Source organism: Treponema bryantii NK4A124, assembly GCF_000421345.1.
GTDB classification, from domain to species: Bacteria; Spirochaetota; Spirochaetia; order Treponematales; family Treponemataceae; genus Treponema_D; species Treponema_D bryantii_B.
The window spans coordinates 231,861-249,365 of sequence record NZ_ATWV01000002.1; the positions used below are offsets into that span (position 1 = coordinate 231,861).

Below are 17,505 nucleotides of genomic sequence, written 5' to 3' on the forward strand. Positions count from 1 at the left end.
GTGCCAGATTTAGTATAATAGACAACTTGACAAAAAGTCAAGTTGTCACGTATAATTTAATTATGTTAAAGATGACAGTAGGTGAATTAAAAGCGCAGTTTTCAACTGTGATTGATGAAGTGAAAAAAGGTAACTCTGTAGAAGTTCTCTATGGGCGTTTAAAGAAGCCTCTGGCGGTTATTTCGCCGGTTGGTACAATTGAAAAAAAGAAACGCCGGATACCTGGCCTTTGGGTTGGAAAAGGAGAACTTACAGAAGTAGGTGATGGAAAAATTACCCTTGAGGAATTTTTTGGTGTTAATTCATTGGATGAGGTAAAACCAATAATAATATGAAATATTTATTAGATACTCACACATTCTTATGGTACTTATTAAAACCTGAAAAGCTTTCTCCAAAAGTTCTTGATATCATCAATAACGAAGATACTGATATTTATGTAAGTACAACAACAGTTTGGGAAATTGCAATTAAGGTTCAAATTAACAAACTTTCACTCGGAAATATTTCTGTATATCATATTCCAAATGTAATAAAGCAACTAAATTTTACAGCAATAAATCCTGATATTTATGATTATGTTTCTTTTACTGACCTTGCAACAAAAGAAAACCACCGGGATCCCTTTGACCGCATGTTAATTCATACGGCCATCCGGAATAACCTGGTGGTTTTAAGCTGCGATGCCTCCTTCAAACAATACGAAGAAAACGGCCTGCAGCTTTTGTGGGATTAAATTATTATTGACAATACGTATAATGCGCATTATTATGGGATATGAAAGATAAAGAACTTGTAAAACTTTTACAAAACAATGGATGGTCTCTTGATAGAATACATGGAAGCCATTATATCCTTGTAAAAGGTAAGCAGACTTTATCTGTTCCAGTCCATGGAAGAGACATGAAAAAAGGTCTTGAAACTGCAATTTTAAAACAGGCTGGAATAAAATAAATGGAGTTTTATATGAAGTTTACTTATCCTGCAATTTGTCATTATGAAGATGGCGGATACTGGTGCGAATTTCCTGATCTTGAAGGATGTTTTTCACAAGGTGATTCTGAAAGAGAAATAGTAGAAAATGCCCATGATGCTTTAGAAGGTTTTCTTATCTCAGTTCTGGAAAATGGTAAAAAGATTTCAAAACCAAGTAAAATTACAGATCTTAATGTTAAGGGAAAAGACTTTCTGACTTATGTTACTTGTGATATTGAAGGTATAGGAAAATCTGTAAGAAAGAATGTTACTCTTCCAGCCTGGTTAGATAGACTTGCAGAGAAAGCATCCATAAACTTTAGTCAAACTCTTCAGGAATCGTTAATGCAAAAACTAGGATTATATTAATTTCTATGCGTTGAACTGCGCGCGCGAAAGCGTAAGTCAGTTTGAACGTAATTTATAAGGTTGGAAACGAGCGAAGCAAGTTTCCAATCCTTATATGATTGCATTAAACAGCACACGCGAATGCGTGTGTCCGCTTTGAATGCTATTTCTGAAGCAAACGGAAGGTTCCCTTAATCTCGTACTTTGTTCCAACCCATTCCGGATTCATATCTGCCGGGTTTTCAGTGTTGTAAGCAACTCCGAAGTCGTCGGCATCTGTTGGAACCTTGCCCTTAGCAAAGAACTTTTCTGTAAGCTCGATGTAGTAGGTAACAACATTGTCGTGGCTGTTCTGTGCGGCAAGAGCCTTAAAGTCTGCAAGGGCGCCTGTATAGTCACCGGCTTCAAACTTAGTCAGTGCTGTTTCCCAGTCTGCAAGATATTTAAGTACTGCATCATTTGCTTCTGATCTAAAACCAATCAGTTCGTAAAGGCGGATAGGGGTTTTTACGTTTACTACCTGAACACGGTCAAGGCTGCGAACCAGGAACTTGTCCGAAAGCTTTACGCGGGTTGCTTCGCTTATAAGTACACCGCCAGTATGATACTGTTTGTTTACACCTTCGAGGCGGGCAGCAAGGTTTACATTGTTACCCATCATAGTGTAGTTTTTCTTGCTGTCGGAACCCATGTATCCGGCAATCATTTCGCCAGAGTTCAAACCTATGCGGGTGAAAATGCTTCTCTTGTTTGCAACCATAATCTTAAAGGCATCGTAAAGATCCTGCTCCATATCAGCAGGTTTGTCGCCGGCAGCAATTTCTTCGATGTACTTATTCATCTCAAGTTCAGACTGCTTCATTTTAATGGCTGCAGCACAGGCACGTTCAGCATGATCTTCCATTTTGATTGGAGCACCTACAAGGGCGATAATAGCATCTCCTTCATACTTATCTACAGTACCGCGTTCTTCCATAATCAGGTTAGACATTTTTGTAAGATAGAAGTTTAAGAGGGCAACCAGCTGGGCCGCATTCAAAAGTTCACTGAAGCCCGAGAATTTCTGGATGTCGGTAAACATCGCCGTCATCTCAACCCGTTCACCACCAAGCTTGAAAGAAGAAGGGTTAGCAACAATTTCGGCAACTACTTCTTTTGAAAGACACTGGCTGAAGGCACCGGTAATAAACTTCTTATCCTTTGAAGTAGAGATAAGATTTAATACTGTAATTGCAATAAAGGTAACTGCAAGTGAGATTGCAGGAATTGCTGTTCCCACGTAAATCTTAGTTGTTATATAGAAGAGAAGTAAAAGAATTATAGCAGCACCTTCAAGTACACCGCCTGCTACAAGCTGACGTCCTGTGCTGTTGATTTTCTTAGATGCGAATCCATAGCCAAAACACAAAAGAATTGCAATGATTACAGAAATCCACCATGGAGAATCAATTACAAAATCACCTGATAAAAGCTGATTTGCAATAGTGTAGTGTACACCCGGATTAGGATACTTTTCTTCATACTGAATCAAACCAAAGTCGGTTGTACTTGTAGCGGAGGTTCCGAAAATACAGAAGGCTCCTTCTACCTTTTCTTTTACGCGGTCACGGGAAGAAACAAGTTCCTCGTAAATCTTACGTACTGTATTCATATTGTAAGAAATATATTCTGCAGTTTCATCATCACCTTCTACAGATTCAAGAAGAAGTGCTTCTGTGTCGCCATAAAGGAAGTCTTTTGTTCCCTGATAAAAGGCATCTTTGTAAGCAAAATAATCATCATAAGTTACGCCTGAATCATCATTTTCTGTAACAAGGGCATCGTGAATAAAGCCTGAAGCTGCATCATAGAGTTCGTAAGGAAGGTCGCCTTCCCAGAAACTGAAGAAGCCGTTTTCGTTAAGCTCTTTAAGACTCTTTACAAGGTCTTTTTCAAGCAGCAGAATGCGGTAGGCAGACCAGAGGGTAATTGCTTTATAATCGTAATAACTTTTTTTAGGATATTTGATTATTACAGAACCATCCTGAGCAAGAGGAATTTTGAGATCTCGCTTTCCATCAGGGAAGTTGCAGTCTCTAAGGATGATTTTATGGCGGCGAACATCAATATGAGGATTGCCAAGATAATTTAAGATTGGAGCAAAAAGCAGCTGAGGGTAATAGTTTCCTTTGTATTCAAAAACCAGGTGAAGGCGGCGAAGGTAACCGTCGTCATCGGCAGGTGCGTTTACAAAGCCTGCTTTTTTGGCTTCAAAAAGGAAGTCGCTGATTGCAGGTTCAACACCCTTGAATTTTGGAACGCGGGCGTTTTTTGCAACTGAAATATCTTTAAGTGAAAGTTCTTCTGAAAGATAATTTTCTACTACTTCACCTAAAGAAGGAAAGCCATCGTCAAAGGTGAGGGTTAGGTATGAGTTTTCAAAGAACTTAAGGTCCTGGGCAAGAACCTGATCTACATCGCGAACAGAATACTGAATGGCAGTTTTAATTCGGTTCTGAACAGAATCCATTACGCCGTTAAGGTCTTCTGTTACATCGTAGCCCTGGGCTTCTGACACAAGCCAGGCAATCTGTTCTGAAAGCTCACTAAAGTCTTCGTCTACATAGTGGGGAAGTTCACTTTCTACATATTCTTTATTTACCTTTGATTGAGACTTGTCGAGGAAGCTCAAATCGAATACGGCTGCTTCTGCACCAAGGTCTTTTAAGATAACCAGTGCGTCGGCATAAACATCGCGTGAAAATGGCCATGTACCAATTGCATCTACAGAAGAGTCATCAATGTTTACCATTATTACATTGTCTGATTCTTTAAGGTCTGGCAAAGTTCGCTGGAACAAATCTGCAATTTTATAATCGAGACTTGTAAAAACGAGCAGGGTACATACAACAACAGAAATAAAAGGAATTAAAAGGAATGAATACTTTTTCATATTTCTCTCTCTTTTTTGATAATGTCATTCCGAACTTGTTTCGGAATCTAATTAAATAGATGCTGAAACAAGTTCAGCATGACTGCTTTTTGTTTTATAAAAAAAAATCCTGTGTCGGAAAAACCTAAACACAGGATATTTTGTCTTTAATTAAACTGTACTATTCTTCCCAGCTAAAATCTTCTTTTGCCTCGCTGGCACGTGAAGAAGCAGTTACTACAGACTTGCTTGTTTTGTTTGAATCAGCTGCTACAGCAGAACTCTTAAGTGCAGAGCCCTTTTTGATTCCAGCGCTTCCTGAAGAAGCAACAGAAGAAAGGCTTTCGATAGTTCCTTTCTGCATAGCCTTGATGTTTACCTTTGAGCCGTCTGCTGAAAGAACGAGGGTAGAATTAACACCTGTCTGAACAACAGTTGAAGCTGACAATTCCTGTCCGGCTTCTACAGCAACCCATTTTCCTGGTGCAGATTCATAAGTAACCTTACCAGTAAAAGATTCAACCTTGTAACTTGCAGCGAATAATGAAGATGCCGCAAACATTGTTAAAGCTGCACAAACCAAAACCTTAAGTTTTCTCATAGTAATCTCCGAATCGACTTCCGTGGAAATCGTTATATTTTTGATATAGTTCTTCCAACAATAAAGAACTAATATATTATCCACTATAATTAGAAATTTGTCTAGTAAAAAATTACTTTTTTTTTGATTGCCACGCCCTTCGGGCTCGCAATGACGGTGAAATCTTCGGGCTCGCAATGACGTCGAAATCTTTAGGCTCGCAATGACGGTGTAACATTTTGCATAGCAAAATCCATATCACTGTGTTATAATTATATTTATGGCAGATTCATTAAACAGAAGCGCGTTCGATAAGCTTGTTGCCGGCATGGATTCGGAAGAACGCAGTACAATGCTTGAAAAACTTAACTCATCATCTGTTTCTGTAGTTCAGCTTTCGGAGACTGAAAATCAACTGCCAGAAAAAAATATTTCCCTTCATATTCGTTTTAAAGAAGAATCTGCTTTTTATAGACTTTTACTCTGGTTCAGAAGTTTAATTGAAAAGAAAAATCCAGAAAAAATTTATAATGAAGATGTTCTTGCTTCCATGGCCCGCCGCATTAATCGTGACCACCCCGGTATTTTGAATCATAAAAACGGACTTCTGGATTCTGTTTTTTATGAACATTTGCGGGCACTAAAAACCGCCGCAGATTTTTTTAAGCCTTACTTTAATCTGATTGATGATAACCCTGGTGATTTCTATGTTTTTTTAAGTTCCTTTGTTACACCCGAACTTTCTGATCAGATTACCTCAGAAGCAGATCCCTTTTCGCTTCCATTTGATACGGATCCAGATATTGAAAATAAAAACAAGCTCTTAAAAAATCTTGATAATATACTTAAAAATATTGATGGGGGAGCTAAAAGCAGCCTTTATTCGGCTATCAGTTCTTTGAACTGGCTGCGTCAATTTACAAGGCTTCCTTATATTCATTTTACTTCTCAGTTTACAAATCTTACTGAAAATAATTATACCTGTCCTTATAAAAATGCTGCCAGCGATTTTTCTGCATTTGCGGCTGTTTTTACAAATATAATGTCTGTACAGAACGAAGTGCTGGAAGCAATGCTCATGTTCAGTCAGCGTAAAGAAATAACAAAGAATGCCCAGGAAAAAGACATTGAGCGGACTATAAAAGAATTTATTGCAAAAGCAAATCAGTGTCTGGGTGCAATTCAGATGTTTATTTCCAGCGTGCCTATATTAAAAGTTGGAAAAATTATAAATGCTGATTACGACTGGACTCCGGGAATTATCGAAGGTTCAGAGGCATGGTTTCCAAACTTCCGTAACCAGTGGCGTAAAATTATTGAGGTGCGCTGGGGCGACTGGCTGCGCGAACGCAAAAAGAAAAATCTGGAAATATACCTGGGTAACGACTTTGGCCTTTTTGAATTCCCAACCTTAAAATATAGACCCTGGCAGGCTTTGTGGCTGAGGGTACCTTTTGCCTGCGAGCTGACCGGAGGCTTTTTGTCCTGGTTCTGTGAAAACCGTTATGAAGAAATGATGCCTTACTTAAACGATGTTATGATGGAAGGTGTTTTTATTCGTAACGAAAACCGAATTGAGTATTCTGAAGGCTTAAATTTGTTTGTTCAGGCTAACAGTCAGATGAAGGAACTGCTGGACCGGCTGGCACCGGAAGGGGAGTACGGTGCTCAGTTTGATGAATTTGCAACAAGCAGAATCCGTTCCTTCCAGGTGCAGAATCAGATTGATTCTATGATGGCTACAACAGAATCTGAAATACGTGAATGTGTAAAAAAATTCAGTAAGGGCGGTAATATGATGGATAAATGTCTGAGCGGTATTCTTACTGATGAACGCGATAAAGTTCATGAGGGACTGCAGAACATTGCTTCCATAAAAGGCCACCACAACAGGACCTGGAGAGATTCTCTAAGATCATGCTGGGAAGTTTTGAAAAAAGCTGATTTTTATCTTTCTGAGCTGGAGCCGATTGACGCGGCTACAGCGCAATGATGGTGGTTTCGATACGATAGGTGCGTCAGCACCGTACTACTCCAACCACCGGTGGTTGAGTGATGCGAAGCATCGTATCGAAACCACTTTATTACAGCGGAATATTTCCGTGCTTCTTAAGCGGCTTGTTTGTAAAAATCTTTGTTTCGAGGAAGTCAAAGCTTGCAACAATGCGCTTACGGGTTTCTTCCGGCTGAATGATTTCTGTGATGTAGCCGCGTTCTGCTGCAATATAAGGAGTCATAATTTCGTTCTTATATTTTTCTGAAGCAGCCTGAACTTCTGCAGCCTTGTTAGGATCCTTGAGTTCTTTTGCGAACAAAATCTCAATTGCACCTTCTGCACCCATTACGGCAATTTCTGCCTTTGGCCATGCATAAACAAAGTCTGCACCAAGATGCTTAGAACACATTGCAATGTAAGCACCGCCGTAAGCCTTGCGTAAAATTACTGTGAGCTTAGGAACAGTAGCTTCACTGTAAGCATAAATTACCTTTGCACCGTGGCGGATAATACCCTTCTGCTCTTCCTGAGGTCCCGGAATAAAGCCTGGAACATCAACAAAAGTAAGAAGAGGAATATCAAAGCTGTCGCAGTAGCGGATAAAGCGGGCAATCTTATCAGAAGCATCGCAGTCGAGAACGCCGCCAAGTCCCTTAGGGTTGTTAGCAACAATACCAACTGTACGGCCTTCAATCTTACCAAAGCCAACAACACAGTTGATTGCGAACTCCTTCATAATTTCGAGGAAGGAATCTTCATCGATTACGCAGTTGATTACTTCGCGAACGTCGTAACCCTGACGTGGATTTTCAGGAAGGATTTCCCGAATCTTCTTTGCTGCCTTTTTCTCGTCGAACTTGAACTTTTCATTTGGTTCAATCTTGTCACCAAAGTAGTGTGGAATGTAGTCGAGCAGGCGGCGTACTTCTTCGTAGCATGATTTTTCATCTTCGCAGCGGAAGTGTGAAACACCAGATTTTGTTGCGTGAATGTTTGCACCACCCAGGTCTTCTGCAGAAATATCCATGAACATTACAGATTTTACAACCTTAGGTCCTGTAATGAACATCTGAGTTACCTTATCAACAGTAAAAATAAAGTCTGTGATTCCAGGTGAGTATACGGCACCACCGGCACAAGGACCGGCAATGATAGAAATCTGAGGAATGGCACCAGAAGCGCGAACGTTCTGATTAAATACGTTACCGTAACCGCCCAATGCTTCTACACCTTCCTGAATGCGGGCTCCACCCGAGTCGTTAATTCCGATTACAGGGCAGCGGGCATCGATTGCCATTTTTGTAAGGTCTGCAATTTTGCGGCCGTGCATGTGGCCAAGAGAACCGCCCTGAATTGTAAAGTCCTGTGCATATACAGCAACCTTACGTCCGTTTATTTTTCCAAATCCTGTGATTACGCCATCATAAGGAATATCTTTTTTATCCATTCCAAAGCTTGTACAGTTATGCTTAACACCCTGATAAGTCTCTACAAATGAATCTTTGTCGCAAAGTGCATTAATACGTTCAATAGCATGAAGTTTACCTTTTGCGTGCTGTTTTTCAACATTGTATTCCATTGTTTACCTCGTGAGTTTATTATGACAAAAAATGCAACTTTGTCAATATGATGTGGTTTCGATGTGGTTTCGATACGCCCTGGCGGGCTACTCAACCACCGGGTGTGTACTAAGATGTCGGTGGTTGAGTGATGCGAAGCATCGTATCGAAACCACCTACAACCCAAAGTCGCCGAAGGGGTGTTCAATCTGATAGATTATGCGGTCTCGTTCTCTCTGCATTGCAGCATCTTCCGGCAGCCATTCGTATTTTGAGCGCAGGGCATCTACGGCAGGAATTACTTCGCCGTTAGACTTTTTAAGCTCTTCAAAATAATCAGCCTTAAACTTAGCGCAGTCTACATTAAGTTTTATCCGCTTGTTTTCTTCTATATCAGTAATAACCCAGCGGTTCTTTTTGTAGGTGAGGGTGATTGTATCTGTAATTTTATCTACAAGGTAATCAACATCTTCGCCTTCTGTATAAATCATATAGAATTCAATTTTGTGGACAGAAATAGAGCCGTCCTGCAAAGTGACTCCGCCTTCTTCTGTGAGAGGAGGAGCCTTTTCGTTTTTCTTATGAATCTGAGTTACGTGTTCTGCAGGCTTTCCATCAATTTTAAGATTTGTAAGGCCGTATACTCCGGATTTCTGGTACTTTGAATCATCTGTAATATAGAAAAGCCAGTTAGCAGGGTAGCCAAAGCCGTTGTCGCCATAGGTAATGCGCTGCTTGTGCAGAACGTAGATTCTGCTGACCATGTCTGCAAAGCTGTTGGCAGTTTTTCCATCACCAAAATCAGAAAGAAGCATTGTGTCTTTTTGATTTACGCCGTTCATATAGGCGCTGATTGTCTGAGTAGAGGTGAGGCCTACAGAAGTTAAATCTGTGCCCCGGGTTTTGATTGTATTTATAATGATTACAGCAAGAATTACAACTGCGGCAAGTGCTGCAATAATGCTTGTTGAATTGCGTTTAATTGTTCGCTTTGTATTGATTTTTGAGCTTTGTGATTTTTTATAAGCGGCAACTTTTTCTTCAAAATCCTTGTCGCTGCCATTTGCTGCCTGAGCCTGGCTAAGCTTCCAGGCTTCTTCCAGTTTTTCCAGCGGGAAGTCTGCTTTAGGTCGAAGGTCTTCACTGGATTTTCCCTTTTTACGTTTACCGGGAATATTAACAGCTGTAGAGTTCAGTCTCAGGGCTCTGTTTATTTCTCCTGCCAGTTCGCTGTCTATTCCGTTTATGCAATAGTGTACAGGCAGAAAGTTATTATCAAGAATATCTGCATTGCGGGCTATGCTTTCTGTAGCTCCAAAGGCATAGTTTTTTGTGAGCAGACGGTAAACAATTGCAGCCCTTTCAAAGCAGATTGCAGGCAGGTCTTTGATTGTTTCGTTAAGGTAACCGTGCTGCTGGGCAAGAGCATCCTGGGCAGAAAGTGTATTTGCTGCATAACTAAAAAGTTCTTCCGGAACAAAAAGAACCTTGTCTCCGTCTACCATAATTCCACCGGCACCAACCATAGGAATCTGGTTACTATTTTTTGCGGCAGAGGTCAGAGCTCTGCAGACTGCCAGGGCTGCGTCGAAAGCGGCAGGGCCGTCTTCTTCGAGCAGCTCGGCGAGTGTGCGGGCAGAACTGCCAAGCGGATTTTTTGCACAATAGAAAACAAGACGCTCAGCTTTGCCGTTTTTTTCGGCGTCAAAAGATTTTACCTCTTCAAAGGTCCACTGACGAAAGTTTTTCCCGTCGAAGAGGGTGCCTTCGTAACTGAGTATATTGTCGTGCCCTGTTTTTCCAAAGGTGTACTCATCGAGGTTTGAATTAAGTCTAAGTTCGTTGTTTTCAATGTGTAATAAATTCATAAATATGTCTCATGCGCAAGGTGGTTTCGATACGATAGGTGCTTTAGCACCGTACTACTCAACCACCGGTGTACTGTAATGCGGTGGTTGAGTGATGCGAAGCATCGTATCGAAACCACCATTATAATTCATTATCTTTTACCATCTGCACTATACAGATAGTCGAAATAATCCATCTTAGTGCTGTAGGTAGCAGGGTAGTTTTTGAGGTTCTGCTTGTACGATTCCATACTCTTCCAGAAGGTATAGAACTCAAGGTCCTTGTTGTAAGCGGCAGCGTAAATTGCGGCAGCTTCGGCATCGGCAGCACCCTTAATTTCCTCAGACTTGCGGTAAGCTTCAGAAGCGATTGTACGCTTGTCGTTTTCAAGGCGACCAAGCCATTCAGCTTTTTTACCTTCACCAAGTGAGCGGTAAGCCTGTGCAACCTGATTTCGGTCCTTAATCATTGAGTTGTAAACTGATTCATTGAGTTCATCAGAATATTTTACCTGGCGTGGAACAATGTCCAGAAGCTCAATTCCCCAGCCCTGAACTTCGCTCTGGGCCTTTGCGGTCATCTGGCGGCAAAGTTCGCTTCGGCCCTTTGTTACAACTTCGTTTACAGTATCTGCATTTACAAGCTTGTCAATTTCTTTTGTCTCTTCATCCTTTTCAACATTGTCGTTTTTACGCTCGTTGATGATGTTAGAAGAACGAACAATTTCGCTCATACGGTTCTGAGTAATAACAGTGCGGCATGAAGAATCTACGATATCAGAAAGCTTATTGTAAGCATTGTCCAGAGTCTGGAAGTTCTGATAGAAGGCAACCGGGTCTGTAATGCGCCATCTTGATGTAGTATCTACTATTATGTACTGATTTTCTTTGGTGGTGATGCTCTGAGGGTCGCCGTCAAGAGAAAGAATCAGTTTTGGATATTCAGTTACCTGGTCAAGGAATGGCACCTTGATGTAAAGACCTGCTTCTTCGTGAGAATCAACAATTTTACTGAAGCGGGTAATTACAACCTGCTTTCCTTCATTTACAATATAGAAAGGTCCTGTTAATACAAAGAGGATAAATAAAATCACAAGGGCTATCAGCCAGCCTACAAATCTTTTCATTGCTCTAGTCATAATTCTATCCCCCCTTAGTCCTTAATATTATTGAGATTCTTTACCGGAACAAGATTTTCAAGCTCGCTGTCAATCAGCTCAGGCTTTGTCTCGCTGCCGAAAATCTCTGCCATAGTTTCAAGGTAGATTCGCTCTTTAGTTGCCTTTGGAGCGCGCTTGTATTCTTCGTAAACGGCGTTGAAGCGGGCAACATCACCCTTTGCCATATTTACACGCTCAGAAGCATAACCTTCTGCAACCTGAATCTGGCGGTCTGCTTCACCCTGAGCCTTAGGAATTTCTTTGTTGTACTCTTCCTTACCTTCGTTGATAAGGCGCTTCATATCCTGGCTTGCCTTGTTTACGTCTTCAAAAGCAGCCTGAACTTCAACTGGTGGAACTACGTTCTGGAACTGAACTGTTGTAACGTTAATTCCAAGTCCGAGAGCCTTGAAGTTTTCGTTCATCTGCTCCTGGGCCAGGTTCTGAATTGTAGAACGGTCGGCGCTGATTACGTCAAAAATTGCACGGTCTCCAACCAGAGTGTTGATTACCGAGCGGGAAATGTCGCGGATTGTCTGTTCACGCTCGTAAACGTTGAAAAGCCACTGGCGAGGGTCAACAACCTTGTACTGAATTACCCATTCAACATCTACTATATTAAGGTCGCCTGTGAGCATTTCTGATTCTTCGGCAATATTGTTTTTATACTCATTGTTGCGGCCTGATTTAATTGTCTTAAAACCAAACTGCTCGGCGCGGAGAGTTTTAATATCAACATTGTAGTTTTTGTCGATTCCGAATGGCAGCTTTACGTGAAGGCCAGAGCCTACGGTCTGCTGGTATTTTCCAAATCTGGTGATTACCGCATTTTCTGTTTCATCAACTACATAAACACTTGAAAATCCTGCAACTACTGCAAGTGCAAGGACAATCAGCCAGAAAAGCATGGCAGGGCCTACGCTTCTACGCACACGTTTTGCTTTTTTTACTTCTTCGTCAGCCATCAGTGTCTCCTTTTCAGCACGTCATTGCGAGGAGCGCAGCGACGTGGCAATCCATAATGACAATATACTTTAAAGATATTGATTAATAGAAAAAAAAACAACAAAAAAAGCGGATATGGAGTATAATATTTTATATGGAAGAAAAAACTAAGAAATCATCTAAATCAGAAAAAAAACAGAGTTCCCGCAAGGCAGGGCTGGGTACCCGCATCATTCTGCGCATTGTGACGATTCTTTTAATAACCCTGATTGTACTTTGCGGCGGATATTTTGGCTTTAAGCGCTTTACCACCGTAAAATCAGAAAATAAACTGGCCCTGGTAGACCGCCAGCTTTCTTATTGCCAGGAACTGGTTACGGCAAAGTACCGCTACAGCGATATTATTACCCTTAAGAAGACCTCGGGTTTTGCAAAGAGTTACAGCATTATTAAGTACACGGGGCTTGTGAGGGCAGGGCTGGCAGATATAACTGATGTTTCTTACAGTGTTTCTCTCGATGGAAAATCTATAACGCTTACTGTGCCAGAGGCAGAGGTGCTGGGGAATGAGATTGTGAGCCAGAGTGTTTTCGACGAAAAGCAGAGTGTTTTTGTGCCTATTTCTACCCAGGAGATATTTGATGAAATTGACAGGGCAAAGGACCTGGCTGTAGAAGATATGATTGCCGAAGGCATTCTGGAAGACGCCCGTGCTTACTCTGTGCGGATCATCACCCAGTTTATGCTGGCCCTGGGCTTTGAAGAAGTTAGAATTAAATAGAGTCCCCACGGTGGTTGAGTGCCCGCTCAGCGGGCGTATCGAAACCACCGCAGAACACAGAAGATGTGGTTTCGATACGGCCTTCGGCCTACTCAACCACCAGCACTTCCCTTAAATACGGATTTTTCCCCTTGAATTCCCTCTATAATTTTATTACCTTTAATTTATGTCTACAGTCAGAAAGCTTACTCAGGGCCTGAGTAAGAAATATATCGTTAATACTATTCTTTCGCCCCTTGTTATGATTGGCGAAGTAGTAATGGAAGTAATCATTCCTTTTATAATGGCCAGAATTATTGATGTTGGAATTGCAGGAAAAGACCTGCCTTTTGTTGTCCGCTACGGCGCAATCATGATTGGTCTTGCAATAATTTCTTTAACCTGCGGAGTTCTCGGAACCCGCTTTTCTACTGTTGCGGCTCAGGGCTTTGCCTACACTTTGCGCACAAGGATTTATAAAAAAATCCAGACCTTTTCTTTTGCAAATATAGACCACTTCAGCACAGCCTCTCTGGTAACCCGTCTTACAACAGACATTAACATGACTCAGAACGTCTACCGCATGCTCATTCATATGTGCGTACGTTCGCCTTTCATGCTGATTGCCGGAACCATTATGGCCTTTAGAATGAACTCGCAGCTTGCAATTCTCTTTTTGATTGCGGTTCCTGTTATTGTAATTTCTGTACTTGCAATTTCAAATCTTGCACATCCGCGTTTTAAGATTATGATGAAAAAGTTCGACGGAATGAACTCAGCAATTCAGGAAAATCTTATTGGTATCCGTATTGTTAAGGCTTATGTCCGCGGCGAGTTTGAGGAAAAGAAATTCCGTAAGGCTGCCGACGAGGTTCGCCGTGCCCAGGTTCATGCAGAAAAGCTCATTATCTTTATGATGCCTATTATGCAGCTGGTAATGTATGTTTCTATGATTGCCGTTATGTGGTTTGGCGGCCGCCTGGTTGTTGGTGGTCACATGCTCAGCGGTGAGCTTATCAGCTTCTTTACTTATGTAACTCAGGTTCTTTCTTCCATCATGTTCCTGGGAATGGTTTTTGTTTCGCTTGTTATGGTACAGGCTTCTAACCAGCGTATTGTAGAAGTTCTGGATGAAGTTCCGGATATTGAAAATCCTCAGTCGCCGGTTATGGAAGTTCGCAACGGTTCTGTTGAATTTGACCATGTTGATTTCAGTTACAATAAAAAAGCCGATAACTGCATTCTTAAAGATATCAATTTGAAAATTAAGAGCGGCCAGGTTGTTGGAATTATCGGTTCTACCGGTTCTTCCAAAACTTCTCTGGTTGCACTTTTGCCTCGTCTTTATGATGTTCTGAAGGGGTCGGTTAAGATTGGCGGAGTTGATGTTCGCGATTATGACATAACAGTTTTGCGAGACAGCGTTGCCATGGTACTTCAGAAGAATGTTCTTTTCAGCGGGACTATCCGCGATAACTTGAAGTGGGGTAACGAAGCTGCCACAGACGAGCAGATTATTGCAGCCTGTAAAGCAGCCGATGCCGACTCCTTTATCTCTACCTTCCCGGAAGGCTACGACACAATGCTTGGCCAGGGCGGCGTAAACGTTTCCGGCGGTCAGAAGCAGCGTCTTTGTATCGCCAGAGCCCTTTTGAAAAATCCTAAAATTTTGATTCTTGATGATTCTACTTCTGCAGTTGATACTGCAACAGAAGGGCGAATCCGCGGGGCTTTGAAGGAGCTGGCACCTGAGACTACAAAAATCATTATTGCCCAGCGTATTTCTTCTGTAAAAGAAGCAGATATGATTATTGTTATGGACGAGGGCAGCGTAAGTGCGGTAGGAACTCACGACGAGCTTCTGGAAAGCAGTAAGATTTACCGTGAAGTATTTGAATCGCAGCAGCAGGGCAGCGGAGACGCAGACCTTGCAGATGAAAGTGAAGGAGGTAATGCATAATGCCACCTATGAGACAAAAGGGCTTTGGAAAGCCTAAAAATGCTAAAAAGACAATTGGCCGCATCCTCCAGTATATGGGAAAATTCAAGGCTTTATGGATTGTTGTATTTTTGTGTGTACTTATCAGCTCCGGTGCATCTGTAATCGGAACCTATCTGATTAAGCCAGCTCTGAATAATTATATCATTCCAATGATTGGTCAGGAGAATCCGGATTTTGGCGGCTTTGCAAGACTGCTGCTTGGAGTTCTTGCTCTCTTCTGCCTTGGAGTTTTTGCTTCCTGGTGTAACTCCCGCCTCATGATTTATATTTCAACGAACCTGCTTTACAACGTTCGCTGCGATCTCTTTAGCCGGCTGGAAAAGCTTCCAATCAAATATTACGATGGTCATACTCACGGCGAACTCATGTCCCGCTTTACAAACGATACAGATGCCCTGCGCGAAATGATGAGCCAGACAGTTCCTCAGCTTTTCTCTTCAATAATCACAGTAGCTTCGGTATTTGTGATGATGATTTCGCTTAGCCCGCTTCTTACTCTTGTAATGATTATTACAATGTTTTTGATTACTTTGGGCATGGCTGCCGTTGGTAAACGTTCTGCAAAAGCCTTCCGTGAAAATCAGAAGTGTGTCGGCGAATTAAACGGATTTATAGAAGAGATGATTGAAGGCCAGAAGGTAATCAAGGTATTTAATTACGAGCCAAAGGCAATTGAACGCTTTGAAGCTTTGAGTGAAAATCTTCGCAAGGCCGGAACCTCTGCCATGACTTATGGTGGACTTATGGGTCCAATGATGAATAACTTCAGCCATATGCAGTATGCGGTTGTGGCAATTCTTGCAGCTGCCTTGATGATTATGGGCGAGAGCGGTTTGATGTCTTTCAACCTTTTTACCGGCGTTATGAATCTTGGAACCATTGCGGCCTTTTTGCAGTATACAAGATCTTTCAGTCAGCCAATTTCTATGATGTCTATGCAGGCAAACTCTGTGCTCAATGCTCTTGCCGGCGCGGAAAGAATTTTTGCTGTTATTGATGAAGAAGAAGAAATTGACCAGGGCGCTTTCACTTTGGTAAACGCTTATGAAGCAAAGGAAGCAGACGGACAGTCAAAACTTGTTCAGTCTTATGCTTCAACAGGTGAGTGGGCCTGGAAAAATTCTGCAGATAATTCTCTGCGTAAACTGGAAGGGGAGGTCGTTTTTGATCACGTAACCTTCGGTTATAAGCCGGAGAAAACTGTTCTGCACGATATCTGCATTCACGCAAAGCCCGGTCAGAAAATTGCCCTTGTTGGTTCTACCGGTTCGGGTAAAACTACAACAATCAATCTGCTTTCCCGCTTTTACGATGTGCCGGAAGGCTGCGGTAAAATCACTTACGACGGCATTCCTTTGAATGATATTTCTAAGGGCTCTCTGCGTAAGTCGCTTGGTATGGTTCAGCAGACAACACACTTGTTCACAGGAACCATTAAAGATAATATCCGCTATGGAAATCTCGAAGCGTCAGATGCGCAGATTTACGAGGCTGCAAAACTTGCCAATGCAGATCATTTTATCCGCCATCTGGAAAATGGTTACGATACAGTTATTACAGGAGACGGTGCAAGCCTGAGTCAGGGACAGAGACAGCTGCTGGCTATTGCAAGGGCTGCGGTTGCAAATCCACCGGTACTGATTCTTGATGAAGCAACATCTTCTATCGATACCCGAACTGAAAAACTGATTGAAGATGGAATGGACTCACTGATGAAAGGTCGTACAACCTTTGTTATTGCCCACCGCTTATCTACTGTCCGCAATGCCGACGAAATTATCGTTCTGGAACACGGAAATATCATAGAACGCGGTACCCACGACGAGCTTATTGCCGCCAAGGGCCGCTACTACTTCCTCTACACCGGAAATAAAATTACGCTTGATGAATAATTTTTTTTGTCATTCCCCGGCTTGACCGGGGAATCCATTGTGTTATAATTAAATAACAATCTATTAAGATTAAGGAGTTATTGATTATGAAAAAGCTTATAGCTTTAGCAGTGGCTGCTGTAATGACAGCAGGTGTCTTCGCTCTGGATCTTGGCGGAATCAAAGGAACCTGGCAGGACAAAAAATGGGATGCAGACTGGACCTTCTCTGCAGATGGAAAAATTGTGCTTACAAAAACAAGCACCGGCGAAGAAGTCTACACCTTCAAAGACGGCACCGTACAGAATTTTAAGGTAAATGCTGATACTACCGGTGTTTCAATTTCTTTCGACTGCAAGGATACAGAACGCTCTTATTCCTTCAAAAAAGGAATTTCCCTTGATGCAGACCTGGACATGGTCGTAAATCCAGATTGGACAACAGAAGACTACAACACTGTTATTAAATTCAAAAAATAATCAATCTCAAAAAGTAATAAATTAAAAATAATGAATTAACTTGCAAAAATGACATAATAGTCATATAGTTAA

Annotated in this window: 15 protein-coding genes; 9 read left to right on the forward strand and 6 right to left on the reverse strand. The window is 41.7% G+C overall.

What is annotated here, in order from left to right:
* Positions 1-62 precede the first annotated feature (62 nt).
* Genes G626_RS15155 through G626_RS0102575 form a run of 4 tightly spaced genes read left to right on the forward strand, consistent with a single transcriptional unit; the run spans position 63 to position 1,344 of the window.
* Positions 63-335 carry a prevent-host-death protein gene (locus G626_RS15155; protein WP_022931226.1) on the forward strand — a complete coding sequence of 91 codons (273 nt, stop codon included), beginning with the start codon at positions 63-65 and terminating at the stop codon, positions 333-335.
* Positions 332-736 carry a type II toxin-antitoxin system VapC family toxin gene (locus G626_RS0102565; protein ID WP_022931227.1) on the forward strand — a complete coding sequence of 135 codons (405 nt, stop codon included), beginning with the start codon at positions 332-334 and terminating at the stop codon, positions 734-736. The genes G626_RS15155 and G626_RS0102565 overlap by 4 nt, the downstream gene beginning before the upstream one ends.
* A gap of 41 nt (positions 737-777) precedes the next feature.
* Complete coding sequence (locus tag G626_RS17820; protein ID WP_022931228.1) at positions 778-954, forward strand: type II toxin-antitoxin system HicA family toxin; 177 nt, start codon at positions 778-780, stop codon at positions 952-954.
* A gap of 12 nt (positions 955-966) precedes the next feature.
* Positions 967-1,344 carry a type II toxin-antitoxin system HicB family antitoxin gene (locus G626_RS0102575; protein WP_022931229.1) on the forward strand — a complete coding sequence of 126 codons (378 nt, stop codon included), beginning with the start codon at positions 967-969 and terminating at the stop codon, positions 1,342-1,344.
* 142 nt (positions 1,345-1,486) lie between these two features.
* Here G626_RS0102575 and G626_RS0102580 read toward each other — a convergent pair whose 3' ends face one another.
* Positions 1,487-4,255: a CHASE2 domain-containing protein gene (locus G626_RS0102580; RefSeq protein WP_022931230.1), complete on the reverse strand. Its 2,769-nt coding sequence runs from the start codon at positions 4,253-4,255 to the stop codon at positions 1,487-1,489.
* Positions 4,256-4,415: 160 nt separating this feature from the next.
* Positions 4,416-4,835 carry a FecR family protein gene (locus G626_RS0102585; protein ID WP_022931231.1) on the reverse strand — a complete coding sequence of 140 codons (420 nt, stop codon included), beginning with the start codon at positions 4,833-4,835 and terminating at the stop codon, positions 4,416-4,418.
* A gap of 259 nt (positions 4,836-5,094) precedes the next feature.
* On the opposite strand from G626_RS0102585, the gene G626_RS0102590 reads away from it, so the two are divergent.
* Entirely contained in the window at positions 5,095-6,807 is a 1,713-nt protein-coding gene (locus tag G626_RS0102590) for a DUF5312 family protein (protein ID WP_022931232.1), read from the forward strand.
* A 91-nt stretch (positions 6,808-6,898) separates the two neighbouring features.
* Here G626_RS0102590 and G626_RS0102595 read toward each other — a convergent pair whose 3' ends face one another.
* The 4 genes from G626_RS0102595 to hflK all read right to left on the reverse strand — a co-directional run bounded on the left by G626_RS0102595 (position 6,899) and on the right by hflK (position 12,341).
* Positions 6,899-8,389: an acyl-CoA carboxylase subunit beta gene (locus tag G626_RS0102595; protein WP_022931233.1), complete on the reverse strand. Its 1,491-nt coding sequence runs from the start codon at positions 8,387-8,389 to the stop codon at positions 6,899-6,901.
* Between the two features lie 156 nt (positions 8,390-8,545).
* A complete protein-coding gene (locus G626_RS0102600) occupies positions 8,546-10,237 on the reverse strand; it encodes a hypothetical protein (RefSeq protein WP_022931234.1) in 1,692 nt (563 codons plus the stop codon).
* A gap of 131 nt (positions 10,238-10,368) precedes the next feature.
* Positions 10,369-11,355: a protease modulator HflC gene (gene hflC / locus G626_RS0102605; protein WP_022931235.1), complete on the reverse strand. Its 987-nt coding sequence runs from the start codon at positions 11,353-11,355 to the stop codon at positions 10,369-10,371.
* Positions 11,356-11,369: 14 nt separating this feature from the next.
* Positions 11,370-12,341 (reverse strand): FtsH protease activity modulator HflK, encoded by a 972-nt coding sequence (hflK, locus tag G626_RS0102610; RefSeq protein ID WP_022931236.1) that lies wholly within the window; start codon positions 12,339-12,341, stop codon positions 11,370-11,372.
* A gap of 134 nt (positions 12,342-12,475) precedes the next feature.
* On the opposite strand from hflK, the gene G626_RS0102615 reads away from it, so the two are divergent.
* From G626_RS0102615 to G626_RS0102630, 4 genes are all read left to right on the forward strand, one after another.
* Entirely contained in the window at positions 12,476-13,102 is a 627-nt protein-coding gene (locus G626_RS0102615) for a DUF4230 domain-containing protein (protein ID WP_022931237.1), read from the forward strand.
* 166 nt (positions 13,103-13,268) lie between these two features.
* Positions 13,269-15,041 (forward strand): ABC transporter ATP-binding protein, encoded by a 1,773-nt coding sequence (locus tag G626_RS0102620; RefSeq protein WP_022931238.1) that lies wholly within the window; start codon positions 13,269-13,271, stop codon positions 15,039-15,041.
* A gap of 8 nt (positions 15,042-15,049) precedes the next feature.
* Complete coding sequence (locus G626_RS0102625) at positions 15,050-16,975, forward strand: ABC transporter ATP-binding protein (protein WP_414503151.1); 1,926 nt, start codon at positions 15,050-15,052, stop codon at positions 16,973-16,975.
* An 86-nt stretch (positions 16,976-17,061) separates the two neighbouring features.
* A complete protein-coding gene (locus G626_RS0102630) occupies positions 17,062-17,433 on the forward strand; it encodes a hypothetical protein (RefSeq protein ID WP_022931240.1) in 372 nt (123 codons plus the stop codon).
* Positions 17,434-17,505: the final 72 nt, after the last annotated feature.